The sequence below is a fragment of the Kitasatospora sp. NPDC023176 genome, from assembly GCF_055560495.1.
Genome location: NZ_JBVHIP010000021.1, coordinates 33,055 through 57,400 on the forward strand (window position 1 = coordinate 33,055; position 24,346 = coordinate 57,400).

The 24,346-nt window shown below is 72.7% G+C and carries 22 protein-coding genes; 11 read left to right on the forward strand and 11 right to left on the reverse strand.

Going from position 1 to position 24,346, the window contains the following annotated elements:
* Positions 1-53: 53 nt before the first annotated feature.
* The 4 genes from ACZ3YL_RS25870 to ACZ3YL_RS25885 form a co-directional block, all read right to left on the reverse strand.
* Complete coding sequence (locus ACZ3YL_RS25870; RefSeq protein ID WP_465660000.1) at positions 54-1,001, reverse strand: pyridoxamine 5'-phosphate oxidase family protein; 948 nt, start codon at positions 999-1,001, stop codon at positions 54-56.
* A gap of 3 nt (positions 1,002-1,004) precedes the next feature.
* Entirely contained in the window at positions 1,005-1,475 is a 471-nt protein-coding gene (locus ACZ3YL_RS25875; protein WP_465660001.1) for a VOC family protein, read from the reverse strand.
* A 184-nt stretch (positions 1,476-1,659) separates the two neighbouring features.
* Complete coding sequence (locus ACZ3YL_RS25880) at positions 1,660-2,697, reverse strand: XRE family transcriptional regulator (RefSeq protein ID WP_465660002.1); 1,038 nt, start codon at positions 2,695-2,697, stop codon at positions 1,660-1,662.
* A gap of 301 nt (positions 2,698-2,998) precedes the next feature.
* Positions 2,999-5,176, reverse strand: a complete 2,178-nt coding sequence (locus ACZ3YL_RS25885) for a S53 family peptidase (RefSeq protein WP_465660003.1) — start codon at positions 5,174-5,176, stop codon at positions 2,999-3,001.
* Positions 5,177-5,436: 260 nt separating this feature from the next.
* Here ACZ3YL_RS25885 and ACZ3YL_RS25890 point away from each other — a divergent pair, with 260 nt between their 5' ends.
* Positions 5,437-6,003, forward strand: a complete 567-nt coding sequence (locus ACZ3YL_RS25890; protein ID WP_465660004.1) for a CGNR zinc finger domain-containing protein — start codon at positions 5,437-5,439, stop codon at positions 6,001-6,003.
* A gap of 74 nt (positions 6,004-6,077) precedes the next feature.
* Here the strand turns inward: ACZ3YL_RS25890 and ACZ3YL_RS25895 are convergent, their stop codons facing one another.
* The 3 genes from ACZ3YL_RS25895 to ACZ3YL_RS25905 form a co-directional block, all read right to left on the reverse strand.
* Positions 6,078-7,574 carry an FAD-dependent monooxygenase gene (locus ACZ3YL_RS25895; protein WP_188305813.1) on the reverse strand — a complete coding sequence of 499 codons (1,497 nt, stop codon included), beginning with the start codon at positions 7,572-7,574 and terminating at the stop codon, positions 6,078-6,080.
* 167 nt (positions 7,575-7,741) lie between these two features.
* Entirely contained in the window at positions 7,742-9,442 is a 1,701-nt protein-coding gene (gene paaN, locus ACZ3YL_RS25900) for a phenylacetic acid degradation protein PaaN (protein ID WP_188305814.1), read from the reverse strand.
* A gap of 168 nt (positions 9,443-9,610) precedes the next feature.
* On the reverse strand, positions 9,611-10,879 hold the full coding sequence (locus ACZ3YL_RS25905) for a glycosyltransferase family 39 protein (RefSeq protein ID WP_188305815.1): 1,269 nt from the start codon (positions 10,877-10,879) through the stop codon (positions 9,611-9,613).
* Between the two features lie 157 nt (positions 10,880-11,036).
* Here ACZ3YL_RS25905 and ACZ3YL_RS25910 point away from each other — a divergent pair, with 157 nt between their 5' ends.
* On the forward strand, positions 11,037-11,621 hold the full coding sequence (locus ACZ3YL_RS25910; RefSeq protein WP_188305816.1) for a TetR/AcrR family transcriptional regulator: 585 nt from the start codon (positions 11,037-11,039) through the stop codon (positions 11,619-11,621).
* A 39-nt stretch (positions 11,622-11,660) separates the two neighbouring features.
* Here the strand turns inward: ACZ3YL_RS25910 and ACZ3YL_RS25915 are convergent, their stop codons facing one another.
* Positions 11,661-12,107, reverse strand: coding sequence for an Lrp/AsnC family transcriptional regulator (locus ACZ3YL_RS25915; protein ID WP_188305817.1), 447 nt, complete (start codon positions 12,105-12,107; stop codon positions 11,661-11,663).
* 164 nt (positions 12,108-12,271) lie between these two features.
* On the opposite strand from ACZ3YL_RS25915, the gene pdhA reads away from it, so the two are divergent.
* From pdhA to ACZ3YL_RS25935, 4 genes are all read left to right on the forward strand, one after another.
* Positions 12,272-13,411 carry a pyruvate dehydrogenase (acetyl-transferring) E1 component subunit alpha gene (gene pdhA, locus ACZ3YL_RS25920; RefSeq protein ID WP_411292980.1) on the forward strand — a complete coding sequence of 380 codons (1,140 nt, stop codon included), beginning with the start codon at positions 12,272-12,274 and terminating at the stop codon, positions 13,409-13,411.
* Positions 13,411-14,457: an alpha-ketoacid dehydrogenase subunit beta gene (locus ACZ3YL_RS25925; RefSeq protein WP_465660005.1), complete on the forward strand. Its 1,047-nt coding sequence runs from the start codon at positions 13,411-13,413 to the stop codon at positions 14,455-14,457. Before pdhA ends, ACZ3YL_RS25925 begins: the two co-directional genes overlap by 1 nt.
* 5 nt (positions 14,458-14,462) lie before the next feature.
* Positions 14,463-15,833: a dihydrolipoamide acetyltransferase family protein gene (locus ACZ3YL_RS25930; protein WP_465660070.1), complete on the forward strand. Its 1,371-nt coding sequence runs from the start codon at positions 14,463-14,465 to the stop codon at positions 15,831-15,833.
* A gap of 244 nt (positions 15,834-16,077) precedes the next feature.
* A complete protein-coding gene (locus tag ACZ3YL_RS25935) occupies positions 16,078-17,763 on the forward strand; it encodes a globin domain-containing protein (protein WP_317621149.1) in 1,686 nt (561 codons plus the stop codon).
* Between the two features lie 23 nt (positions 17,764-17,786).
* On the opposite strand, the gene ACZ3YL_RS25940 is transcribed toward ACZ3YL_RS25935, so the two are convergent.
* On the reverse strand, positions 17,787-18,356 hold the full coding sequence (locus ACZ3YL_RS25940; RefSeq protein WP_188305819.1) for an NUDIX domain-containing protein: 570 nt from the start codon (positions 18,354-18,356) through the stop codon (positions 17,787-17,789).
* A gap of 464 nt (positions 18,357-18,820) precedes the next feature.
* Here ACZ3YL_RS25940 and ACZ3YL_RS25945 point away from each other — a divergent pair, with 464 nt between their 5' ends.
* Positions 18,821-19,210, forward strand: coding sequence for an SsgA family sporulation/cell division regulator (locus ACZ3YL_RS25945; protein WP_465660071.1), 390 nt, complete (start codon positions 18,821-18,823; stop codon positions 19,208-19,210).
* Positions 19,211-19,302: 92 nt separating this feature from the next.
* Here the strand turns inward: ACZ3YL_RS25945 and ACZ3YL_RS25950 are convergent, their stop codons facing one another.
* Positions 19,303-19,683 (reverse strand): phage holin family protein, encoded by a 381-nt coding sequence (locus tag ACZ3YL_RS25950; protein ID WP_188305820.1) that lies wholly within the window; start codon positions 19,681-19,683, stop codon positions 19,303-19,305.
* Positions 19,684-19,899: 216 nt separating this feature from the next.
* On the opposite strand from ACZ3YL_RS25950, the gene ACZ3YL_RS25955 reads away from it, so the two are divergent.
* The 4 genes from ACZ3YL_RS25955 (at position 19,900) to thiC (ending at position 23,411) form a co-directional block, all read left to right on the forward strand.
* A complete protein-coding gene (locus tag ACZ3YL_RS25955; protein ID WP_188305821.1) occupies positions 19,900-20,217 on the forward strand; it encodes a cupin domain-containing protein in 318 nt (105 codons plus the stop codon).
* 30 nt (positions 20,218-20,247) lie between these two features.
* Positions 20,248-20,916: a thiaminase II gene (tenA, locus tag ACZ3YL_RS25960; RefSeq protein WP_188305822.1), complete on the forward strand. Its 669-nt coding sequence runs from the start codon at positions 20,248-20,250 to the stop codon at positions 20,914-20,916.
* Between the two features lie 181 nt (positions 20,917-21,097).
* Positions 21,098-21,298 carry a DUF5326 family protein gene (locus ACZ3YL_RS25965; RefSeq protein WP_188305823.1) on the forward strand — a complete coding sequence of 67 codons (201 nt, stop codon included), beginning with the start codon at positions 21,098-21,100 and terminating at the stop codon, positions 21,296-21,298.
* 298 nt (positions 21,299-21,596) lie between these two features.
* Positions 21,597-23,411: a phosphomethylpyrimidine synthase ThiC gene (gene thiC, locus ACZ3YL_RS25970; RefSeq protein ID WP_465660006.1), complete on the forward strand. Its 1,815-nt coding sequence runs from the start codon at positions 21,597-21,599 to the stop codon at positions 23,409-23,411.
* A 109-nt stretch (positions 23,412-23,520) separates the two neighbouring features.
* Here thiC and ACZ3YL_RS25975 read toward each other — a convergent pair whose 3' ends face one another.
* A complete protein-coding gene (locus tag ACZ3YL_RS25975; protein WP_465660007.1) occupies positions 23,521-23,952 on the reverse strand; it encodes a hypothetical protein in 432 nt (143 codons plus the stop codon).
* Positions 23,953-24,346 lie beyond the last annotated feature (394 nt).

Genomic DNA, 24,346 nt, shown 5'->3' on the forward strand with positions numbered 1-24,346 from the left:
ACTGGGGGAGTTCGACGACGGACCCTGGGGCGGGTGCGGACGCTGAGTTGGGGTCAGTGCGGATTGGCGGGTGAGTACTCGGGATCGGTCCAGGTGAGCGGGGTGGCGTCGGCGAGTTCACGGACGCCGGTGACGGTCAGTTCGACCATCCGCTCGGCGCCGGGAGCGGACCGTCGGGCCTCCTCGGACCAGTCGGTGCGGGCCTCGCCGGTGACCAGCAGGGCCCCGCCGGTCTCCCAGTCGGGCAGCAGCAGCCCGGCCCGTGGGTCCAGCTCCAGGTTCCCGAGGGTCAGGAACATGCTGTTGCCCCGGTACTCGGGCCAGCGCAGCCGGTCCGGCGCCACCGCCTCCAGGAAGCCGGGGAAGCCGCCGCGGTGCGAGGCGTCCACCCGGCCGTCCGGGCCGGCGGTGGCGATGAAGAAGGTGTCGGCGGTGGCCGCGGCCAGCCGCTGCGCGGTGGAGAGCACCGGGCCCGAGGCGACCGTGCGGGGCGCACCGGCGCCCGGGCGGTCCAACGGGGTACGGCGCTGGATGTACTTCGGGCAGTTGGACACCACCTCCTCGGCGTGGACCACCAGCCCGCCCCGGCCGTCCGGGGTCGAGCGGCCGTTGAGCCGCATCCGGCGGCGGCCGGCCGGGTCCAGGGCGATGGTGCCGAGCTGGGCCGGGCGGGCCAGCGCCTCGGCCAGCGGATCGGCCTCGGCCGGGTGGGCGGCGACCGTCATGGTGCGCTCGTCGGGGGCCTGGAGGAAGCCGGCCGGGCCGGAGAGCTGGGTGGCCCAGACCCGGCCGTCCCGGTCGGCGGCGCCGGCCACCAGCATCCGCCGCTCGGTCAGGAAGCGGGCGGCCACCGCCGGGACGGTGTCGCGGATCGACCGGCCGGCGTGGTCGGCGCGGTCGGTCACTCCGGCGCGGGCCTGGGCGGTCCGCTCGCCGGGGTGGTAGGGGGTGCGGGTGGTGATCATGGTGTGCTCCGGGTCGGTCTGGGGCGTGTCGGACACGTCCTAGAAGAAGCCGCAGGTCGGGGCATCGGGGTGGGGGGCTTCGGTGTCGGTCGCGTCCACTCCAGTGCGGGTGTAGACCTCCAGCCGGATGCCGTCCGGGTCGCTGAAGAAGATGCCGCCGGAGGCGGAGCCCTCGCCGTGCGGGACGACGCCGTCGTAGGCGAACTCGGCGCCCAGTCCGCGCAGCAGCTCCTCGGTGGCGCGGACCTCGTCGAGGCTCTCCACCTCGAAGGAGAGGTGGTGCAGGCCGGGGGTGGCGGTGGAGAAGGTGCCGGCGCTCTGCTGCCAGAGGGTGAGCACCAGGCGGCCGTCGCGGCCGAGCATGGCGTAGCGGCGCTCGGGGTCGGTGCCCTGGTGGGTGAGCTGGAGGCCGAGGACGGCGCGGTAGAAGTCGGTCGAGCGGCTGAGGTCGGTGACGTTCAGGCCCACGTGGCCGGTCTGCAGGGCGCGGAGCGCGGTGGTGCTGGACATGCCTGGTCACTCCCGGGGCTGGGGCTTCCGGCGAGGCTGCTGCCTAACCGATGCTCACGAGATTAGGGGTTAGGTGATGAAGCGTCAACCAGTACTCTGGACCGTAGGGGTTAGGTAAACGCGGGAGCCCCGCCGGACCTGGTGGTCCGACGGGGCTCCTGGAGCTTCGGGGGGAGGGGTGGCGTTACGGCCATTCCCAGCGGATGCCGATGTGGCCCGGCTGCTGGTCCGGGGCCAGGACGTGGGCGCTCGCCGAGGCGCCGATCCACAGCTGCTCGCGGCGGTGGTCGACGTCGGCGCCCGGCTCGCGGTCGTAGCGCTCGCAGTGCACCGGGACGGCCGCCGGGTCGAAGTGCACCTGGAGCACGTACTCGCGCACCGTGGTGGCGAAGCGGCGGCTGTACTCCATGGTCGGGCCGCCCGGCGGGATCTCCACCTCGTACTCGAAGACCGTGCTGTCGCCGAGTCCGAGCGGGCGGTCCAGCATCAGCTCGGCGACGGTCAGCCCGACCTCCGGGCGGCGGCGGACCCGGCCGAGCCGGCCGTGCCGCACCGAGGTGATCTCCGGGCAGCCGGTGGCCTCCTCGTCGGCCTTGTGCACGACCAGGCAGCGGCCGACGCCGCCGACCGTGGCGCGCACCACCTGGCGCATCCGCAGCAGGTTGGCGCGCCGCTCGGCATCCACGTAGTACGAGTCGTGGATGCTGAGCCGCTCCAGCTCGCCGGCCGGCGGGGCGTCCAGCTCGGCGAAGATCGAGGCGATCTCCAGCTCGCCCGGCCAGACGTCCTCCAGCCCGAGGTGGAGGGTGTTGGCGGCGGCGGCCCAGCGGCCGCGCGGGCGGGGCGGGCCGAGCAGCGAGGAGAGCGCGCTGTGCGGCAGGCCGAGCAGTTCCTCCAGCAGGTGGACGGCGCGCAGCGAGCTGGCCCGCTCGGGCTGGCTGCGGCCGCGGCGCCAGTAACTCAGCGTCGTGACACTGACCCTGACGCCACGTTGGGCGAGGGCGGCGCGGATCCGGTCCAGGCTGAGGCCGCTGGCCTCGATCGCCTGGTGCAGGGCGTCCGCGAAGCCTCCGGCCGAGGTGGGGCGGCCGGCGGAGGGTGCGGGGGCCGCCGGGCCCGGAAGAGGGTTCGAGGTGGGCGTCGGGACGGGCGGGTCGGGGCGCTCCGTACGCGATCCGACCAGCCGCAGCCGCGCGGGGTCCTGAGGTTGCTGTGCGGCCATGCGGTGACCCTCCCCGCCAGGTGACTTCGGTGGCGCCGCTCCGGCGCCGGGGCGCGCCGCCAGCGGCTTCACCGAGCTTTGGGGAACCCTATGCACGGTCGAGAGGCTACGTCATCAGTCGCGCGTATGACAGTGGTCACGACAGGTGAACCGGATGGTTATCGATCTTGAAACAGTCCGGAAACACGGCCGGAACGCGCCCCTCGGGGGAGGGGTGCGAACCGGGCGGAACGGACACCGCCGGGGCGGGCCTTCGCGGCGCCGCCCCGGCGGGGGACTGGGTGGTGCTACCGGCCGGTGATCACTTGACGTTCAGCGCGACGTCGTCGATCACGAAGCTGGTCTGGTTGGAGCCGTCCTCGGTGCCGGTGAACGTGAGCGTCACGCTCTGGCCGGCGAAGGAGGTCAGGTCCAGGGTCTGCTGCACGTAGCCGGCGGCCGCGTCCGCGTTGGACCAGGTCTTCAGCGTGGTGCTGCCGGCCTTCAGGGTCAGCTTGTCGTACGCGGTGCCACCGGTCTCCGCGGTGTCGATGTGCAGCGCGAAGGTGAGGGTCGCGGAGGCGCAGCCGGCCGGGACCGAGACGGTCTGCGACAGGGTGTCGGTGTGGGTGCTGCCGTAGCCGTCCAGGTAGGCCTTCCAGCTGCCGCTGTGGGCGGGCTCGGAGGTGCCGTTGTCGATCACGCCGGAGCTGGCCGTCCAGGGCGCGGCCGTGCCGGTCTCGAAGCCGCCGTTGCCGATCAGCTGGGCGGCGGTGCAGCCGGTGGCGGGCGGCGGGGTGGTGCCGCCGCCGGTGCCGGTGCTGCCGCCGAGCAGGGCGGTGGTCAGGGCGTCGGCGACCGGGCTGCCCCAGCCGGTGACCTGGTCGTAGCCGGTCTTGGCGGAGTAGTCCTGGTTGGCGCCGCTGGTCACGTCGTGGAAGGCGCTGCCGTAGCCGGCGCCGTTCGCGACCGCGTACAGCCGCGGGCTCGCCTCGCCGAGGGCGGGCTGCCCGGCGGCCTTGGCCTTCTGGTTGAACTGGGCGGCGTAGCCGGCCCACAGCGGCGCGGCCGCGCTGGTGCCGCCGTAGACGTCCCAGGCGCCGCCGCTGTAGATCGCGAAGCCGCTCTGCGGGTCGGCGTTGGAGGCGACGTCCGGGACGGTGCGCATGGTGCCGCTGATGCCGGTGCCGGTCTGCCAGCTCGGCTTGCCGAACACGGTGGAGACGCCGCCGCCGGCGGTGCTCCAGGCGCTCTCCGAGGAGTAGCCGTTGCCGCCGGTGACCTGGAGCTTGGTGCCGCCGACCCCGGTCTGGTGCGGGCTGGAGGCCGGGAAGTCGACCGAGGTGACGCTCGCACCGCTGGCCGAGCGGGTGCAGTCCTTCGAGCCGTCGTCGCCGGAGGCGGAGAAGACGGAGATGCCCTCGGCGGCGGCCTGCTTGAAGGCGTTGTCGACGGCCGTCATCGAGGAGGCGGTGGTGTCCGGCTCGCAGGTGCCCCAGGAGATCGAGATGACCGAGACCTTGTCGTCGGCCACGATCTTGTTGGCCATGTCGATCTCGCCCTGGTCGCTGTTGGGCGCCTCGTAGAGCAGCTGGGTGGCCTTGGGGGCCGCGCCGCGGACGATCTCGCTGTCCAGCTCGACCTCGCCCTCGCCCTGGCCGGGCGAGGAGTCGTAGCCGGCGCCGTCCACCGAGACGGTGGAGACGGCCGGGCCGGTCAGGCCGTACTGGGCGTCGTAGGTGGTCAGGTCCGAGGACTTGTAGCCGTCGAACTCCCAGAGGGCGACCGTGGTGCCGGTGCCGTCGGCGCCGGTCTTGTCCAGGTTGTAGGCGCCCTGGTACTGGGCCGGGGTCATGCCGTTCGGGGTGGCGGTGGCGGCGTTCGGCGCCACCGAGTTCGGCTTGGCGATCCGGCCCTTGCGCACCGCGTGGTTGTCAAGACCGCTCAGGCCCTGGACCACGGAGGCCAGTTCGGCGGGGATCGAGGCGGCGGCGTCGTTGGCGAAGAACGCGCGGTTCAGCTGCGGGTCCAGGTAGGAGCTCTCGTGGGTGCCGAAGGCCTGCGAGATCTGCGCGGCGGTGCCGTGGGCGTTGACCACCTGGCGGTTGGCGCTGACGTCGCCGACGGTCAGGCCCTGGGCGGCCAGGTAGGCCTTGACCTGGTCGACGGACTGCTGGGTGGGCGCGAACCGGGCGCTGAACTGCTCCGGCGTCAGGTACTTGCCGAACTCCGGCGTGCCGGGCGTGGTGACGGCGGTGAGGAAGCGGTCCAGCTGGTCGGTGTTGCGCAGCTTCAGGCTGACGGCCACCGAGATCTGCTGCTCGGCCGGGACGTCACCCTTCTTCTCCGAGTGGGCCACCGCGGGGTTCACGGTGTTCGGCAGGGCGACGCGCGGGGCCGCGTGGGGGGTGGCGGCCTGCGCGGTGGAGACGCCGAGCGAGACGGCGGTCAGCGGCAGGACGGCTATCGCCGCGGCGAGGGCGAGGGAACGGGGGCGCAACGGATCCTCCTCCGGCCGGCTGTGGGGAGCCGGCAAGGGGCAAGGCGCTCCGAGGGGTTCGGGAACGCTGGCTAGAACATGTCAGAGCGGATCGGCGCGGTGGATCATGGTCGGGTAATTCGTTGCTAAAAAACAGTCAACTGTGGAGGCGTGGAAAGCCGGGGATTCCATACAGTGAATGGCCGGAATTACGGCGACGGTCCATACCAATTCGCCGTGCCGGGGCCGGACGTAGAATCGGACCGAGCCGAGGGAGGGCCATGACTGACGTGACACCGGACCCGAGGGACCACCGGCCGCTGCTCGGCGAGCCGACGGCGCTCGACCTGCTGAACACCCGCTGGTCCGGCACGCCCGTCAACGACGCGCTCACCGACGTCGAGCAGTACGGGATCTGGCTCTCCTCCAACGGGCTGAGCGGCCGCTGCACGGCCGACGAGGCCGGGCTGGCGGCGATCCGGCAGACCCGTGAGGCGATCCTGCTGGCCGCCCAGGAGGCCCGCGAGCATGGCGAGTTGAGCGAGGCCGGGCGGGCCGGGCTGGACGCGGTCCTGGCGCACGGGCGGATCCGGCGGACGGCCGGGCCGGGCGGGGCCGAGGACCGGATCGAGGCCGACCGGCCGGAGTGGCTGGCGCCCTGGCTGGCGGCGGACGACTTCCTCGGGCTGCTCGGGCAAGGCGCCCACCGGGTGAAGCAGTGCGCACACGAGGCGTGCATTCTGCATTTCTTCGACGCCTCGCAGAACGGTCGCCGGCGGTGGTGCCGGATGGCGGTCTGCGGGAATCGGGCGAAGGCGGCGCGGCACTACGTGAAGGCGCGGGGTTAACCGATGACCGAACGAAAGGTCGGCGGACGGGCCGTCCCCGCGCCCCTTCCGGAGCGCGGGGACGGGCGGGCCGGTCAGCCCTCGGCGGGGGCGCCCAGCCAGTTGGTGAGGGCCTCGCGCAGTTCGCCCTGGCCGGGGTCGACGGCGCCCCAGGCGACGTAGCCGTCCGGGCGGATCAGCAGCACGGTGTCGGCCAGCTTGCCGTGCGGGTCGGCCGGGGCGGCCGAGACCAGGCGGTCCGCCCAGGGCGCGGTGGCGGTCAGCTCGTCATTGCTGACCAGCACGAACTTCCCGGCGCGTAGCGCCTCGTAGAGCCGCTCGGGGCCGGCCGTCTCGCCGTCCGCGGGCTTGCTGAGGGCGGTCAGCCGCAGGTCCGGGACGCGCTTGCCGACCTGCGGGTGGGCGCCCTTGGGGGCCGGGTAGGAGATCTCGATGCCGGAGACCATCCGGGCGCCGCGCTCGGTGAGCAGGTCCAGGTGGCCGCCGATCGCGGTGAGCGCCCCGCGCAGGGCGCGGGTGGGGGCGGACTCGGCGAGGGCGATCCGGATCAGGGCGCCGGAGGTGCGCAGCACCGCCTTGCCGACCGGGTGCCGCTCGGTCTGGTAGGTGTCCAGCAGCGCGTCGGTGGCCCGGCCCCGGAGGGCGGCGGCGAGCTTCCAGGAGAGGTTGGCGGCGTCCTGGAGGCCGGTGTTCATGCCCTGGCCGCCGGCCGGGGAGTGGCAGTGGGCGGCGTCGCCGGCCAGGAAGACCCGGCCGGAGCGGTAGTTGGGGGCCTGGCGCTCGTCGCTGTGGAAGGTGGAGCTCCACCGCACGTCGTGCAGGCCGTAGTCCTCGCCCTGGGTGGCCCGGACGATCGCGGTGAGCTGCTCGGGGGTGGGGGTGGCGCCGTCCGGGTACTGCTCGTTGCGGTCCCAGGCGATCACCCGGTACCAGCCGTCGCCGAACGGGGCGACGAAGGAGAAGCCGCTCTTGTTGGCGCCCACGGCGATCGCGTCGGCGGGCTCCCGCTCCAGCCGGACGTCGGCCAGGATCACCGAGTCGACCACGGACTCGCCGGGGAAGGGGATGCCGAGCAGCTCGCGGACGGCGGAGCGGACGCCGTCGGTGCCGACCGCGTAGCGGGCCCGGTGCTCCTGCCCGTCGCCGGTCTCCAGGGTGACGCCCTCGGCGTCCTGGCGCAGCCCGGTGACCTCGGCGCCGCGCAGGACGGTGGCGCCGGCCCGCTCGGCGCGCTCCTGGAGCACCCGTTCGACGTTGTACTGCGGGGTGATCAGCACGAACGGGAAGCGGCTGGGCAGGGTGCTGAGGTCGATGCCGACCTTGTTCAGCATCCTCAGCCCGCTGAGCGGGCGGCCGGTGGCGATGAGTTCCTCGGCCAGGCCCCGGGCGTCCAGCAGTTCCAGGGTGCGGGCGTGCACGGCGAAGGCCCGGGTCAGATTGGACTCGGTGGTGCGCTTCTCCAGGACGGTGACGCCGACCCCGGCGGCGGCGAGGTCGCCGGCCAGCAGCAGTCCGGTCGGTCCGGCGCCGACGATGATCACGTCGGTTTCGGTCGTCGGCTTCACGGCCATGTATCAGCTCCCGTTGTTCGGAGGGCGGTTGGACGCCGTTTCCGGCGCTCTCCCAGCCTCCATCATCGCGGGCGCGGGTGGAGCTGTGAACCGCCGGTCCCCCGGTGGCCGTCGGCCGCCGGGGGACACGGGGGTTTCGGGGGGCTGGCGGGCCCGGTCGGGCCGGCTCAGCCGTGGCGGCGGATCTCCACCGTGCGGAACCGGTTGGCGACGAAGGCGCCGTCGCAGTAGGCCGAGTTGGCGGCCGGGTTGGCGCCGGTGCCGTGCAGGTCGGAGAAGGCGGCGGTCTGGTTGGGGTAGACGCCGCCGGTGAGGTTGAGCGACAGCGAGACGCCGGAGTCCAGCGCGGCCTCGACCAGCAGGGCCTCCACCTCGGGGGAGGTGGTGTAGCCGGAGGCCGTCATGGCGCCCTTCTCGCGGACCGTGGTGCGCAGCAGCTCCACGGCGGCGGCGGCGGACTCGACGGCGACGGCGAAGGAGACCGGGCCGAAGCACTCGGTGCGGAACACCGAGCGGTCGTCCGGCTTGTCGGCGTCCAGCTTGACCAGCGCCGGGGTGCGGAGCGTGGCGCCGGGGAAGTCCGGCGAGACCACCGCGCGCGGGGCGAGGGCGAGTTCGCCGTACTCGCCGCCGGCCGCGGCGGCCGAGCGCTGCAGCACGCCCGGGTTGACCACGGCGCCGAGGATGGCGGCGGCCCGGGCGTCGTCGGAGAGCAGGCCCTCGATGGCGGCGGCGAGGTCGGCGACCACCTGGTCGAAGGACTTGTCGCCCTGGTCGGTGCCGATGCCGCCGCGCGGGATCAGCAGGTTCTGCGGGGTGGTGCACATCTGGCCGGTGTAGAGGGAGAGTGCGAAGGCCAGGTTGCCCAGCATGCCCTTGTAGTCGTCGGTGGAGTCGATCACCACCGCGTTCACGCCGGCCTTCTCGGTGTAGACCTGGGCCTGCTTCGCGTGCTCCTCCAGCCAGTCGCCGAAGGTGGTGGAGCCGGTGTAGTCGATCATCTTGATCTCGGGCCGTACGGCGAGCGTCTGGGCGACGGTGCCGCCCTCGTGCTCGGCGGCCAGGCAGACCAGGTTGGCGTCGAAGCCGGCTTCGGCGAGCACCTCGCGGGCGATCGCGACGGTCAGCGCGAGCGGCAGCACGGCCCTCGGGTGCGGCTTGACCAGCACCGGGTTGCCGGTGGCCAGCGAGGCGAACAGGCCGGGGTAGCCGTTCCAGGTGGGGAAGGTGTTGCAGCCGATCAGCAGGGCGAGGCCGCGCGGGACGACGGTGAACTGCTTGGTCATGACCAGCGGCTCGCGCTTGCCCTGGGGCTTGGTCCAGCCGGCCTGCTCGGGCAGCCGGGTCTGCTCGGCGTACGCGTAGGTGACGGCCTCCAGGCCGCGGTCCTGGGCGTGCGGGCCGCCGGCTTGGAAGGCCATGCCGTAGGCCTGGCCGGTGGTGTGCATGACGGCCTGGGCGAACTCGTGCGAGCGGGCGTTGATCCGGTGCAGGATCTCCAGGCAGACGGCGGCGCGCTGCAGCGGCGAGGCGGCGGCCCAGCCGGGCCGGGCGGCGCTCAGCGCGGCGATCAGCGCGTCCGGCGCGGCGTGCGGGTACGTGATGCCCAGCTCGATGCCGTACGGGGAGGCCTCGCCGCCGACCTGGTCGCCGTCGCCGGGGTGGCCGTCGAGGACGAAGGGCTTGCCGAGCAGCGCGTCGAACGCGGCCTTGCCGTCCGCCGGGCCGCTCTCGCCGTAGGCCTTCGGGAACTCGGGGTACGGGGACCAGTAGTCGCGCTTCGCGGCGGCGGCGAGCGCGGCGTCCAGGGTGGCCTGGTGGCGCTCGACCAGCTCGCCGACGAAGGGGTGGGTGACCGCTGCGGACATCTGTGCGCTCCTCAGGGGGGAGGACGGGACACGTCACAGGGTAACCGAACGATCGGTCGGCTCAAGAGGGTGCAGGGAACGGATTCCGGCCGGGGCGAGGGGGCGCGGAAAACGAAAGGGGGCGCGTCCTCGGTGGACGCGCCCCTCTGCGGGCTTCGGAGTGCCGGTCTACGGCACGCCGAGCTCGAAGATCACGTACCCGGCGTACCAGCCCGAGGCGATCGCGCCCGTCCCCAGTACCGTCGCCAGCACCGGCCAGCTGAGCTTGCGCATCCCCACCGCCAGCGCGATGAACAGCGGGAACGCCGGCAGCAGGTAGCGCGAGACGTTGCCGAAGATGCCCAGGCTGCCGAGCACCGAGACGATCGTGGCCAGGGTGTAGGCGGTCAGCACCAGCGGCGGGCGCAGCCGCACCAGCAGCACGATCAGCACCGGCAGGCTGAACACGATCAGGGTGGCCAGCAGATCCGGCACCGGGAAGGCGAACGGGTAGTCGCTGCGGCCCAGCAGTACCCCGCGGATCGCCTGCCAGGTGCCCTGGCCCCCGTCGAAGTAGTGCAGCCAGGCGTCGTGCTGGATCCGGAAGTAGCCGCCCCACTCGCCGGTCCGCCAGCCCACCCAGGCCACGTAGCCGAGCAGGCCCAGCGGGGCCAGCAGCATCGCGGCCAGCGGGCGCAGCACGCCGCTCTCCCGGCGGTACAGCTCGACCAGCGCGGCCAGGCCGACGGCGCCGATCAGCGCCGCCGCGGTCGGCCGGTTGAGCCCGGCGACCAGGGTGACCGCCCCGGCCGCGACCCACTGCTTGGTCATCACGAAGTAGCAGGCCCAGGCGGCCAGCGCGACGAACAGCGAGTCCGAGTAGATCGCCCACTCGGCGCCCGAACCCGGGGCGATCGCCCAGATCCCGGCCGCGATCACGCCCGCCTTCGCGTGGCCGGACAGCTTCTCCACCACGGCGTAGATCCCGGCGGCGGCGAACAGCGAGGCCAGCACCGAGACCAGCATCCCGGCGCCGTACAGGCCGAGGCCGGTGACGTCCGAGGTCAGCCGCATCATGCCGGGGTAGAGCGGGAAGAAGGCGGCCGAGTTCTGCTCGATGGTGAAGCCGGGCTGGCCGCCCGGGATCGGGATCAGCGCCGGGTGGTAGCCGAACTGGGCGACCTGCTGGTACCACCAGCCGTCCCAGCTGGCCGGCACGTCCCAGGGGTTGGCGCCGCCGCCGAACCGGGCCGGCTTCTTGGCGTAGTCGCCGGCGAAGGAGAGCAGCTTCATGAAGACGGTGAAGCCGACCAGCTTGAGCACCGCGTAGCACCACACGGCCGGGCCGAACCGCACCACCAGTGCCCGGGCGCGCTCCTGCCAGGTGCGCGGGGCGCCCGCCGGCTCCCCGCTGCGCTGGTCGGGCACGTCGGAGGAGACTGCCGGTATTGCGTTCATCAGCTGCGAACCCCAGGCTGCTGGACGTGGACGATCGTCCGCCGAGTCTAGGGCCTGGCCTCCGCGGCTGGTGTGGACCAGCTGGACCCGATCGCGTACGCCGTGGGCGGGCGGACCCGATCGCGTATGCCGTGGGGCGGCCGGGGATACTCGGAGGATGGCCGATCACACCACGCGCACCGCCTACACCGTCGAGTCACTGCTCGCGGTGACCGTCGACGTGTTCAACGAGCGCGGATACGACGGCACCTCGATGGAGGACCTCTCCCGGGCGGCGGGGATCTCCAAGTCCTCGATCTACCACCACGTCCGCGGCAAGGAGGAGCTGCTGCGGCTGGCCGTCGGACGGGCGCTGGACGGGCTGTTCGCGATCCTGGCCGAGCCGGCCGCGGTGACCGGCCCGGCGGTGGAGCGGCTGGAGCACGTGGTGCGGCGCACCGCGGAGGTGCTGCTGGCGGAGCTGCCGTACGTGACGCTGCTGCTGCGGGTGCGCGGCAACACGGCCACCGAGCTGTGGGCGCTGGAGCGTCGGCGGGACTTCGACCACCAGGTGGCGGAGCTGGTGCGGGCGGCCGTCGCGGACGGCGCGCTGCGCGGGGACGTGGAGCCGCGGCTGGCCACCCGGCTGCTGTTCGGGATGATCAACTCGATCGTGGAGTGGTACCGGCCGGGGCTGAAGGCGGCCGACGGGGTCGCGGACGCCGTGGTGCACCTGGCCTTCGACGGGTTGCGGGCCCGGTAGGCGGTCGGTCCGGCGGGCGGGCGGCCGGGCCGGGGGCGGCTAGTCCGGGGGGACCTGGTCGGTCTCCTCGAACACCAGCATGGTCTGGGTGCCGAGCACCTGCGGGATGGACTGGATGCGGTTGAGCACCAGCTCCCGCAGGGCGTGGTTGTCGGCTGTGTGCACCAGCAGCAGGACGTCGAAGTCCCCGCCGACCAGGGCGATGTGGGCGACCCCGGGCAGTGCCAGCAACTGCTCCCGCACGGTGCGCCAGGAGTTCTGCACGATCTTCAGCGTGATGTACGCGGACGCGCCCTGACCTGCCCGTTCGTGGTCCACCCGGGCGGTGAAGCCGCGGATGATGCCGTCCTCGACCATCCTGGAGATCCGGGCGTACGCATTGGCCCGGGACACGTGCACCCGCTCGGCCACCGAGCGGATCGAGGCGCGGCCGTCCTGCTGCAGCAGCCGCAGGATCGACCGGTCGACCCGATCGAGTCTGGACATCTGTTCAGCCGACATGACCCCCCACCCTCGCCGATTGGACACACTGCCACCAGTCGACCGCCACCCGGGCCGAATGTCCACCACCTTGTCACGCTTCTGGTCAAGATGAACAGACGACCGAACAATCGGTAGGGAGCCCCCGCCACCCATGGAGGTGCCCCGAGATGACCGTTCTCGACCACAGACACCACACCGGAGTGCCCGGCTGGATGCCCGGGGCGACCGCCCCGCGCACCGATCCGGCCCCGCTCCTCCCGGACGTCTCCCCCGTCCGGGTGCTCGGCACCCCCGCGCTGGAGAAGTACGACCCGGCGCTGCTGCGCGAGCTCTACCGGCGACTCGTCGTCGGCCGCCGCTACAACCAGCAGGCCACCACCCTGACCAAGCAGGGCCGGCTCGCCGTCTACCCGGCCTCCACCGGGCAGGAGGCCTGCCAGGTCGCCGCCGCCCTGGTGCTCGGCGAGGACGACTGGCTGTTCCCCAGCTACCGCGACACCCTCGCGGTGGTCTCCCGCGGCGTCGACCCGCTGGAGGCGCTGACCCTGCTGCGCGGCGACGCCCACACCGGCTACGACCCCCGCGCCAGCCGGACCGCCCCGCTCTGCACCCCGCTCGGCACCCAGGCCCCGCACGCCGTCGGACTGGCCCACGCCGCCCGGCTGCGCGGCGAGCCGGTGGTCGCCCTCGCCCTGCTCGGCGACGGCGGCACCAGCGAGGGCGACTTCCACGAGGCGCTGAACTTCGCCGCCGTGCTGCGGGCGCCGGTCGTCTTCCTGGTGCAGAACAACGGCTACGCGATCTCCGTCCCGCTCAGCGCGCAGTCCGCCGCGCCCAGCCTCGCCCACAAGGCCGTCGGCTACGGCATGCCGGGCCGGCTGGTCGACGGCAACGACGCGCCCGCCGTGCACTCGGTGCTCACCGAGGCGGTCGAGCGCGCCCGCGGCGGCGACGGCCCGACCCTGGTCGAGGCGCTGACCTACCGGATCGAGGCCCACACCAACGCCGACGACGCCACCCGTTACCGCACCGAGCCCGAGGTGGACGCCTGGCGGGAGCACGACCCGATCCTGCTGATGGACCGTGCCCTGCGCGAACTGGGCATCCTGGACGACGAGTCGGTCCAGCGGGCGGCCGACGAGGCCGAGGCACTGGCAGCCCGGATGCGGGCCGAGTTCCACGCCGACCCGGAGCTGGACCCGATGGCCCTGTTCGCCCATGTCTACGCCGAGCCGACCCCGCAACTGCGGGAACAGGCAGCCCAGTTGGCAGCCGAGCTGGCCGCCGAAGCCGAGGTGCAGCACTGATGTCCACCGCCTCCCACCCGTCGCCCACCCCCACCCTTGGCGGCGCTGCTGCGCGGCACACCTCTGCTGTCCGTACCGCGTCGATGGCGCAGGCACTCAACTCCGCGCTGCGGGACGCCCTGCGGGAGGACCCGACCGTCCATGTGCTCGGCGAGGACGTCGGCGCGCTCGGCGGCGTCTTCCGGATCACCGACGGGCTCACCGCCGAGTTCGGCCCCGACCGCTGCCTGGACACCCCGCTCGCCGAGGCCGGCATCCTCGGCACCGCGATCGGCATGGCGATGTACGGGCTGCGCCCGGTGGTCGAGATGCAGTTCGACGCCTTCGCCTACCCGGCGCTGGAGCAGCTGTTCTCGCACGTCGCCAAGATGCGCAACCGCACGGCCGGCAAGCTCCCGCTGCCGATCACCGTGCGCATCCCGTACGGCGGCGGCATCGGCGGCGTCGAGCACCACAGCGACGCCTCCGAGGCCTACTACGCCAGCACCCCCGGCCTGCACGTGGTCACCCCCGGGACGGTCGCCGACGCCTACGGGCTGCTGCGCGCCTCGATCGCCTCCGACGACCCGGTGGTCTTCCTGGAGCCCAAGCGGCTCTACTGGGGCAAGGCCGGGTTCGACCCGACGGCGCCGGTCGAGCCGATCGGGAAGGCCGTCCTGCGGCGCACCGGCACCTCCGCCGTGCTGATCACCTACGGCCCCTCGCTGCCGGTCTGCCTGGAGGCGGCCGAGGCGGCGCAGGCCGAGGGCTGGGACCTCGCGGTGCTCGACCTGCGCACCCTGGTGCCCTTCGACGACGAGACCGTCACCCGGGTGGTGCGCTCGCTCGGGCGGGCCGTGGTGGTGCACGAGGCGAGCGGCTTCGGCGGCACCGGCGCGGAGATCGCCGCCCGGATCACCGAGCGCTGCTTCCACCACCTGGCCGCGCCCGTCCTGCGGGTCACCGGCTTCGACATCCCGTACCCGCCGCCGATGCTGGAGCACCACCACCTGCCCGGAGTGGACCGGATCCTGGACGCGGTCGCCCGGCTGCAGTGGGAGGACTGAGGATGATGCCCGTCGTACGGGAGTTCCGGCTGCCCGACCTCGGTGAGGGACTCACCGGGGCGGAGGTGGTGCGCTGGATGGTCGAGGTCGGCGAGGTGATCGCGGTCGACCAGCCGGTGGTGGAGGTGGAGACGGCCAAGGCCGTGGTGGAGGTGCCCTGCCCGTACGGCGGGGTGGTCACCGCGCGGTACGGCGCGGAGGGCGAGGAGATCGCCGTGGGCGCGCCGTTGGTGACGGTCGCGGTGGCTTCGGAGGGTTCCTCGGGGGGTGCTGCCGAGGTTCCGACCGCGCTGTCGGCGGAGGTCGAGCGGCCGTTGGTCGGATACGGGGTCGCCGAGAGCAAGGGCGGGCGGCGGCGTCGGGTGGGTGTTTCCGCTCCGGCTGCCGCTCCGGCGGCGGTCGCTGTCGCTCCTGCTGTGCCTGTCGTGCCTGCTGTGCCTGTCGCGCCTGCTGAGCCCGTCGCTCCTGCGGCTCCGGTCGTGGTGCCGGTGATCTCGCCGTTGGTGCGGCGGCTGGCCCGGGAGCAGGGGGTCGACCTGACCGCGCTCGCCGGGAGCGGGCCGGACGGGCTGATCATGCGGGCGGACGTCGAACGGGCGGTCGCGGCCAAGGTGGCCGCTCCGGTGGGTGCGGCTACGGTTCCGGGTGATGTCGCGGGTGCTGTCCCGGGTCTTGTGCCGGCCGGGGAGGACGGCGTCGTCCCGCTGCGCGGGCTGCGCAAGGCGGTGGCCGAGAAGCTCAGCCGCAGCCATCGGGAGATTCCCGCCGCGACCTGCTGGGTGGACGCGGACGCCACCGAACTGATGGCACTGCGGCGGCAGTTGAACGCCTCGCCGGGGCCGAAGGTGAGCGTGCTGGCGCTGCTCGCCCGGATCTGCACGGTGGCGCTGGCGCGCTTCCCCGAGCTCAACTCCAGTGTGACCGAGGACGGTTCGGGCATCATCCGGCATTCGGCGGTGCACCTGGGCTTCGCGGCGCAGGGGGAACGCGGACTGGTCGTCCCGGTGGTCCGGGACGCCCACACCCGCAGCACCGAGCAACTCGGCGAGGAGCTGGGCCGGTTGACCGAGGCGGCGCGCAGTGGATCGCTCACCCTGTCCGAACTGACCGGCGGCACCTTCACGTTGAACAACTACGGGGTGTTCGGCGTGGACGGCTCCACCCCGATCCTCAACCACCCCGAGGCGGCGATGCTCGGGGTCGGCCGGATCGTGGCCAAACCCTGGGTACACGGTGGGGAGTTGGCGGTGCGCGAGGTGACCCAGCTGTCGTTCACCTTCGACCACCGGGTCTGCGACGGCGGGACGGCGGGCGGGTTCCTGCGGTTCGTGGCGGACTGCGTCGAACAGCCGGGAATGCTGCTGCGGCAGCTGTGAGCGGGCCGGAGCGGGACCGCTCCGAGCAGGGCGGGGTCGCCCTGGGTGTGCTGCTCGGCACTCAGGGCGACCACCGATCGAGTGAGAGTAGCGCGTTCCCGGGCCGGCCGTCCGGGCTTCGCGTGATTTGTCGGATGAGCAGTTCGGGCGTGCCACGCTGCCTAGGCATCAGCAGAGACCAGCCAGGTGGTGGCGCAGGTCGGCCGGAGGCGAAACGATTCTCTTGGGTACTCGAAACGCTGCGGTGAAGTCCCGCAGAACACTCCTGATCCGCACCGGGCACGGCTCGGCGCAGGCCGCCTCCGTGCCGGGCCTGCCGGCGGCCCCGCCGGTGCCGGCGGCGGACGACTTCCCGACCGGTCCGGTCCGGCCGGCCGCGCCTGACGCGCCGGTCGGGTCCGTTGCGGCGGTCGTGGCCGCGCCGGTCGTGACGGCCGGCGCGGAGCCCGTACGGCCGCCGATGCCGCTGGACCCGCCCGACCTGCCGCCGGTTCTCTCGCCGGTCGTGCCACCGGGCCTGCCGCCGGTCGTGCCGCCCCCGCCCACCGAGCCGCCGGCCGTCCCCGCGCCCAGCTACCCGGCGCCGCCCTCGACCACCGGCACCGCGCCCTCCTTCCAGCCGCTGTTCGCCGATGCCCCGAGCCTCAACTGGGCTGGCCCCGGCGACAGTTGGAGCGACGCCTGGGCGGCGCAGCCGGCCGCCCGGCCGCACCCGGCGCTACCGTCCGCCGCGCCGGTCCCCGGCCCGCAGCCGACCGTGGTGCCGATCGCCGCCGCATCCGGAGTCGAACTCCCGCTCACCGCACGGGACATCGAGCTGATCCGGGCCAGCCTCGCGGTGGTCGAGCCGGTCGCCGACCGGGCCACCGCGCACTTCTACGCCCTGCTCTTCCTGCACCACCCCGAGGTCCGCTCGCTCTTCCCCGCCGCCATGGACGTCCAGCGCGACCGGCTGTTCCGCGCCCTGCTGGCCGCGGCCCGCGGCGCCGAGGACCCGGCGGCGCTGCGCACCCGGCTGAGCGCGCTCGGCCGCGGCCACCGCCGCTACGGCACCCTGACCGGCCACTACGCCCCGGTGGGGGAGTGCCTGGTGCAGGCGCTGGCCCGGTACGCGGGCGGCCGCTGGGACGCCGAGACCGAACTGGCCTGGCGCCGCGCCTACCGGCTGATCTCCACCCTCATGATCGAGGCTGCCGAGGAGGCCGCCCGCACCTCGCCGCCCTGGTGGCAGGGCGAGGTGGTCGGGCACGAGCACCGCACCCGGGACGTCGCGGTGCTCACCGTCCGCCCGGACCAGGCCTACCCGTTCCGGGCCGGGCAGTACTGCAGCCTGGAGACGCCCTGGTGGCCGCGGGTCTGGCGGCACTACTCCTTCGCCTCCGCGCCCCGCCCGGACGGGCTGCTGTCCTTCCACGTCAAGGCCGTCCAGGCGGGCTGGGTGAGCAACGCGCTGGTGCACCGGGCCGCCCCCGGGGACGTGCTGCGGCTGGGCCCGGCGACCGGCTCGATGACCGTCGACCACACCGCCGGCACCGACCTGCTCTGCCTCGGCGGCGGCACCGGCATCGCGCCGATCCGTGCCCTGGTCGAGGAGGCGGCCGAGCACGGCCCGTCCGGGGGCAGCGTCGAGGTGTTCTACGGGGCCCGCCGCGCCGACGGCCTGTACGAGCTGGACGCGCTGCGCGAGCTGGCCGGGCGGCTGCCCTGGCTGACCGTACGGCCCGTGCTGTCCGGCACCGGTCCGGCCGAGGGCGTGCTGACCGGTGAACTGCCCGAGGTGGTGGGCCGGTTCGGCCCGTGGGATGGGCGGGAGGCGGTGCTCAGCGGCCCGCCCGCGATGGTCCGGCGCGGGGTCGGGGTGCTGCTGCGGGCGGGCCTGCCGGCCGAGCGGATCCGGCACGACCTGGTCGGCGAACTGGCGGCGGGATAGCGGCCGGGCCAGGGGCGGGGGAATCAGCCGAGGTCGGGCGCGAGGAGCGCGCGGATGCCCTCGATGTTGGCCGCGAGGTACGCCCGCAGCCGGGGCGGGACGACGTTCACCGAGGTCACGCCCTCGCGGGTGAACGGCAGCCGGACCACCTCGTACTCGCCGTTCGGGTCCGTCACCTCGGGCCCGTGCCGCCGGCTGAGGTCCATCGAGGCCAGCCGGCAGACGAAGAAGTGCTGCACCTTGACCCCGTGCGGGTGCAGCAGGGTGCCGTCGTCCATGGGGGTCCCCCCGCCCGGAGGGTGGGGGAGGTTGTGGCTGATGGTGTCGACGAAGGCGGGCACCACGTCCACCACCTTGCCGCCGAGTTCCTCGTCCACCTCGCGGTGCAGCGCCTCGACCACCGTGCGGTCCTCGCGCTCGACCCCGCCGCCCGGGGTGATCCAGTACGGGTGCGGTGCCCCGGGCCGGACCCGCCGGATCAGCACGATCGAGGCCGGGCCGTGCGGGTCGTCCGGGTCCAGCTCCAGCAGGATCGCCCGCGCGGTCCGTTTGACCACCGGGCGCGGCGGCGGGGTTCGGTTGTCGGGGCCCATGGCGACCTCCGGGGCTGGAGCGTTGTGCGGGAGTCTCCCGCGCGGGGCCGGGGTCGAAACGCCGACCCGGTCGGTGCGTCCGTTCGGGGCCTCGCTGTGCTTCCATGGTCGACCATCGGGCGCAGACCGACCGGCCGGCCGGTCGCCCGCCAACTCCGCCAGGAGGTGGGGGCGATGGGCCGGTCGTTCGCGCTCCGACGTTCACCGTTCGGCTTCTGAACCCCCCGTTCCGTCTCCGCGCTCTCCTTGCCGGGCCTGATGATCCCCCTCGTTCACCCTTTGAAAAAGCACCCCTTGTCCACCACACGCCCAAACGTGGACGATGAGGAGCGAACGTGGATTGCTTGCATAAAACCGTCGAAAGCATGCCCGGCCGCCGGTGGAACCCTCATCTCCACACCGAGGCCGGACAGAAGAGAGGCACAGGCGCCATGCAGCACAGCACAGTCCAGGGACACCTGGTGATGAACCTCGTGGTCTCGCCCGACCTGTCCTTCAGCATCGTGGTGGACCTGGCGTACGAGGTCGGCGATCCGTACGCGATCCGGTGCACCTTCCACCTGCCCGGCGACGCCCCGGTCACCTGGGTGTTCGCGCGCGAGCTGCTGCTGGACGGCCTCAGCGGCCCGTCCGGCGAGGGCGACGTGCACATCCACCCGGTCGGCGAGGAGCTCTCGGAGGTCCGCATCGCGCTGCACTCCCCCCACGGGGACGCGCTGCTGAGCGCCCCGACGCCCCCGCTGCTCGCCTTCCTGGCGCGCACCGACCGGCTGGTCCCGATGGGCCAGGAACTCATCGGCCGGGAGCTCGACGCCCAACTCGCGGACATCCTGCGAGGGTGCGACGCGGGGTGAGCGCCCGGGGTACGACGAAGGGGCCCGTACCCGGTGGACCACCCGGGTACGGACCCCTTTCGCGTCCGCGTGCGACACCGCGCACGACGGTGTCAGTCGTCGTCCAGGGCCAGGTGCAGGCCCCAGGAGACCAGGCTGATGATCAGCGAACCGACCAGCGCGGAACCGAAGTTGACCACGTGGAAGTCCAGTTCCAGCCTGGTCGACGCCCAGGAGGTGAGCAGCAGCATCAGGGCGTTGATCACGAAGGTGATCAGGCCCAGCGTGAGGATGAACAACGGGAACGAGAACAGCTTGACCACCGGCTTGATCAGCCAGTTGATGAGCCCGAAGACGACGGCGACGCCGAGCACCGTCAGCGTCTTGTGCTGCCAGTCGGCCTTGCCCTCGGCGAGTTGGATGCCGCTGACGATCCAGGCGGCGACCCAGATGGCCGCCGCGTTGATCAGTGTTTTGATGACGAAACCCTTCATGCCGCCCAAGCCTGACAGGCGCCCCGGCCCGGGGGAAGCTCCCCTAGGAGGAGCTGGTGTTGAATGCCCCTGGTCCGGGAGGTGGACGGAACGGGCCCGAAGGACGGGTGCGGCGGGTCCGGCCCGTGTGACGGGTCCGGCCCGTGTGACGGGTGCGGCGAGTGTGACGGGTGCGGCGGGTTCGCCGGGCGTGACGGGTGAAGGAGGACGGCAGCGATGAAGATGTTCCGGCTGGACGAACTGGACGCCGAGCGGGCGGCCAACGACGGCGCGTACCTGCGGTTCCTGCGCGAACCCCGGATGTCCGCCGGCCTGTACGCGCTCTCCCCCGGCGACACCGACACCCAGACCGCCCACGACCAGGACGAGATCTACCAGGTGATCAGCGGCCGCGCCGAGCTGACCGTCGGCGCCGAGACCACCACCGTCGCACGCGGCACCGTGGTGTACGTCCCGGCCGGCACCCCGCACCGCTTCCACCACATCACCGAGGACCTGCGAGTCCTGGTGGTGTTCTCCCCGCCGGAGGACTGAGCGCGCCGCACGCGTCGTAGGGTCGGTCGCATGACCCGCAGCCTCACCGACGAGCTCTGGACGTCGATCGAGCCGATCTACGCCGAGATCCTCGCCCACCCCTTCATCGGCGGCCTCACCGACGGCACCCTGCCGCGCGAGGCCTTCCGCCACTTCGTCGTCCAGGACTCCCACTACCTGCGCGACTACGCCCGCGCGCTCGCCGTCTGCGCCGCCAAGGCGCCCGGCGAGGCCGACGTCCGGGCCTTCGCCGACGACGCGGTCGGCGCGCTCGCCGCCGAGCAGGGCATGCACGCCGAGTTCCTGACCGCCTTCGGCGGCACCGCCGAACAGGCCGCCGCCGAACCGGTGCTGCCCACCACCCGGGCCTACACCAGCTACCTGCTGGCCACCGTCTACGGCGGGTCCTTCGCCGAGGCGCTCGGCGCGGTGCTGCCCTGCTACTGGATCTACGCCCGGGTCGGCGAGGCGCTGCTCGCCCAGGGCTCCCCCGACCCGCTGTACGCCAAGTGGATCGCCACCTACGGCGACGAGGCCTTCCAGGCCGTGGTGCGCCGGGTGCTGGCGCTCACCGACCGGCTCGGCGAGGAGCTGTCGGCGGCCGAACGGCGCCGGGTGGTCGAGCACTTCGGGACCACCTCGCGCTACGAGTGGATGTTCTGGGACGCCGCCTGGCGCGGGGAGCGCTGGCCGGTCTGACCCCGCCCCCCGCCGTTTCTCGGGGGTCTTCCCGGGGGTGCGGATCGGGGTGATCTAGGGGTTCTCTCCGGGCCGCCGGCCCTCGTTCCGGCGCCTGCGCCCCCGTACGATCGAAGCATCGGAAGCAAGCGGGATGCGGCCACCGGACGGCAGCCGGCCCGAGGGGAGAAGAGGAACCGACATGGCTGAGCTCTGGAAGTCGCTGCCCTCCTGGGTGCGCAACATCGTCATCCCGGTGCTGGTCCTGGTACTGGCCTGGAACATCATCGCCTTCGTGTTCGGTGTGGTCGGCGCCCTGCTGAGCATCGTGATCAAGCTGCTGGTGGTCGTCGGCATCGCCGCCGCCGTGGTGATCCTGGTCAAGAAGGCCGCCAAGAGCTGACCCCGCTCCGCCCGCCGCGCGGAGCACTTCCGAAGGCCCGGCACCCCGTCCGCGGGGGCCGGGCCTCGGCGTATCCGCGGCCCGTTCCCCGACGGTTCCGTCCGGAGAGCGTCTGGACCTGCGGCGATCGGCTCGCTACCGTGTTGGGCGTCATGTGCAGGCAACACCGCCTGCGACGCGGGAGCTCGGAGCACCGGGCTGAGAGGACGCTGACCGGGACCGTCGACGGACGGACCGACGGCTGCGTCGACCGCAGGAACCTGGACCGGGTAATGCCGGCGTAGGGAGTAGAGGTCAGATGACCACGTTCGAAGCACAGCCGCAGCCTGCCCAGAGCGCCCCCAGCAGCGAGCGCACCGGGTACCCCACCCCGGCCTGGCGCAAGGCCTACCGCGACGGATCCCGCCCCGACCTGCGGGTCCCGTACCGCGAGGTGCAGCTCACCAACGGCCGGACCGTCCCGCTGTACGACACCTCCGGCCCGTACACCGACCCGGCGTACGAGCCCGACGTGCGGCGCGGCCTGCCCGCCCTGCGCGACGCCTGGATCCGCCAGCGCGGCGACGTCGAGGAGTACGACGGCCGCGAGGCGCGCCCCGAGGACGACGGGATCAAGCACACCTCCCCGCGCGGCGGCGACCTGCGCAACCTGGACGCCGTCTTCCCCGGCCGCCCGCGCCGCCCGCTGCGCGGCCGCGGCGGCGTCGCCGTCACCCAACTCGCCTACGCCAAGCGGGGCGTGGTCACGCCGGAGATGGAGTTCGTGGCCCTGCGCGAAGGCCTGGAGCCCGAGTTCGTGCGCGACGAGGTGGCTCGCGGCCGGGCCGTCATCCCGGTCAACGTGAACCACCCCGAGGTCGAGCCGGCCATCATCGGCACCAACTTCCTGGTGAAGATCAACGCCAACATCGGCAACTCCGCCGTCACCTCCTCGATCGAGGAGGAGGTGGAGAAGATGACCTGGGCCACCCGCTGGGGCGCCGACACCGTCATGGACCTCTCCACCGGCCGCAACATCCACACCACCCGCGAGTGGATCCTGCGCAACTCCCCCGTGCCGATCGGCACCGTGCCGCTCTACCAGGCCCTGGAGAAGGTCGACGGCAAGGCCGAGGAGCTCAGTTGGGAGGTCTACCGCGACACCGTCATCGAGCAGTGCGAGCAGGGCGTCGACTACATGACCGTCCACGCCGGCGTGCTGCTGCGGTACGTCCCGCTCACCGCGCGCCGCAAGACCGGCATCGTCTCGCGCGGCGGCTCGATCATGGCGGCCTGGTGCCTGGCACACCACCAGGAGAACTTCCTCTACACCAACTTCGAGGAACTCTGCGACATCCTCGCCACCTACGACGTCACCTTCTCGCTCGGTGACGGCCTGCGCCCCGGCTCCATCGCCGACGCCAACGACGAGGCGCAGTTCGCCGAACTGCAGACCCTCGGCGAGCTCGGCCGGATCGCCCGCGAGCGCGACGTCCAGGTGATGATCGAGGGCCCGGGCCACGTCCCGATGAACAAGATCAAGGAGAACATGGATCTCCAGAAGGAGATCTGCGACGAGGCGCCGTTCTACACCCTCGGCCCCCTCACCACCGACGTCGCCCCCGGCTACGACCACATCACCTCGGGCATCGGCGCCGCCATGATCGCCTGGTGGGGCACCGCGATGCTCTGCTACGTCACGCCCAAGGAGCACCTGGGCCTGCCCAACCGGGACGATGTCAAGACCGGCGTGATCACCTACAAGATCGCCGCCCACGCCGCCGACCTCGCCAAGGGCCACGCCGGCGCCCAGGCCTGGGACGATGCCCTCTCCGACGCCCGCTTCGAGTTCCGCTGGGAGGACCAGTTCAACCTGGCCCTCGACCCGGAGACCGCCCGCGCCTTCCACGACGAGACCCTCCCCGCCGAACCCGCCAAGACGGCCCACTTCTGCTCGATGTGCGGCCCGAAGTTCTGCTCGATGAAGATCTCGCAGAAGATCCGCGACGAGCACGGCGACGGCGCGACGGCCGTCGGCACCGAGTTCGACGCCGAGGCGCTGGCCGGCATGCAGGCCATGTCCGAGGAGTTCAAGGCCCACGGCAACAAGGTCTACCTGCCGATGGCGGACTGACCGAAGGTACCGAGGCGCTGCTCTGGGATCCCGGAAGGGGCGTCCGGCGCAGCGCCTCGAACATGCGGGTGCGCAGGTGGAGTCGGCCGGCGGACTTCTCGGGTGTGCGTCAGAGTCCGAGGATTTCGCGGATGAGGCCGAGCTTGTGCTCCGGGGAGAGGTCCTGGGGACGGCCGACGAGCAGGCCGTTCATGACGCTGGGGACGTCGGAGCCGTCGGGGGCCTGGACGGCGTCGATGACCTGGCAGCGCAGGCCGCCGTCCCGGAGGAATACCCATACGTCGTGTTCCTGCCGCGGCTCCCTGTTCTCTCCCGGGGAGAGCCGCCAGGTCGGGAACCAGCCGAGCCCCTCCTCGGTAAGACTCTCGGCCAGTTCTTCCAGGACGTACTTGCCGAGTCTTCGGTAGCCGAGTTCCTCGCGCAGTTCGCCGAGTGTGACCCTGAGCAGACCGCCTGCGGCGCGGCAGCGCCTGGCCACGGTGCTGGCGCCATTGTCGGCGGACGCGAGCACTTCGTCGTGCGAATTCGTTAGGTCGTTCATGATCGGGCCAACGATTGGGATGACGGGGCGATACGTGATTCACCGGCCTGGACGCGCCCAAGAGGAAAAACGGTACTGCTATGGCGCCGGTGGCGACCCGGGCAGCGGACGCGAAGTATGCCCGCGTCGCTCGGTCACAGGCGAACGACCAATGCCGAGGCGGGGGAATCTCCCCGATCGGCGCTGGTGCGTCACTCCGTTGCATCTTTATCAGTCTCTTCTTTCTATGTTGTTGTTGCACGGTGTAGTTAATCGGTGACTCCCCATCACTTCGCCTGGCCGGCAGCCGCTCTTCGTGGCGCCTCCGGCGCGAGTGCGAGGGGTGGGGCCGGACCGAAAGCTCACCAGCGGCGCTCCGAATCCCCCCTTCGGGTGACGGAGTTCAGCGGCGACA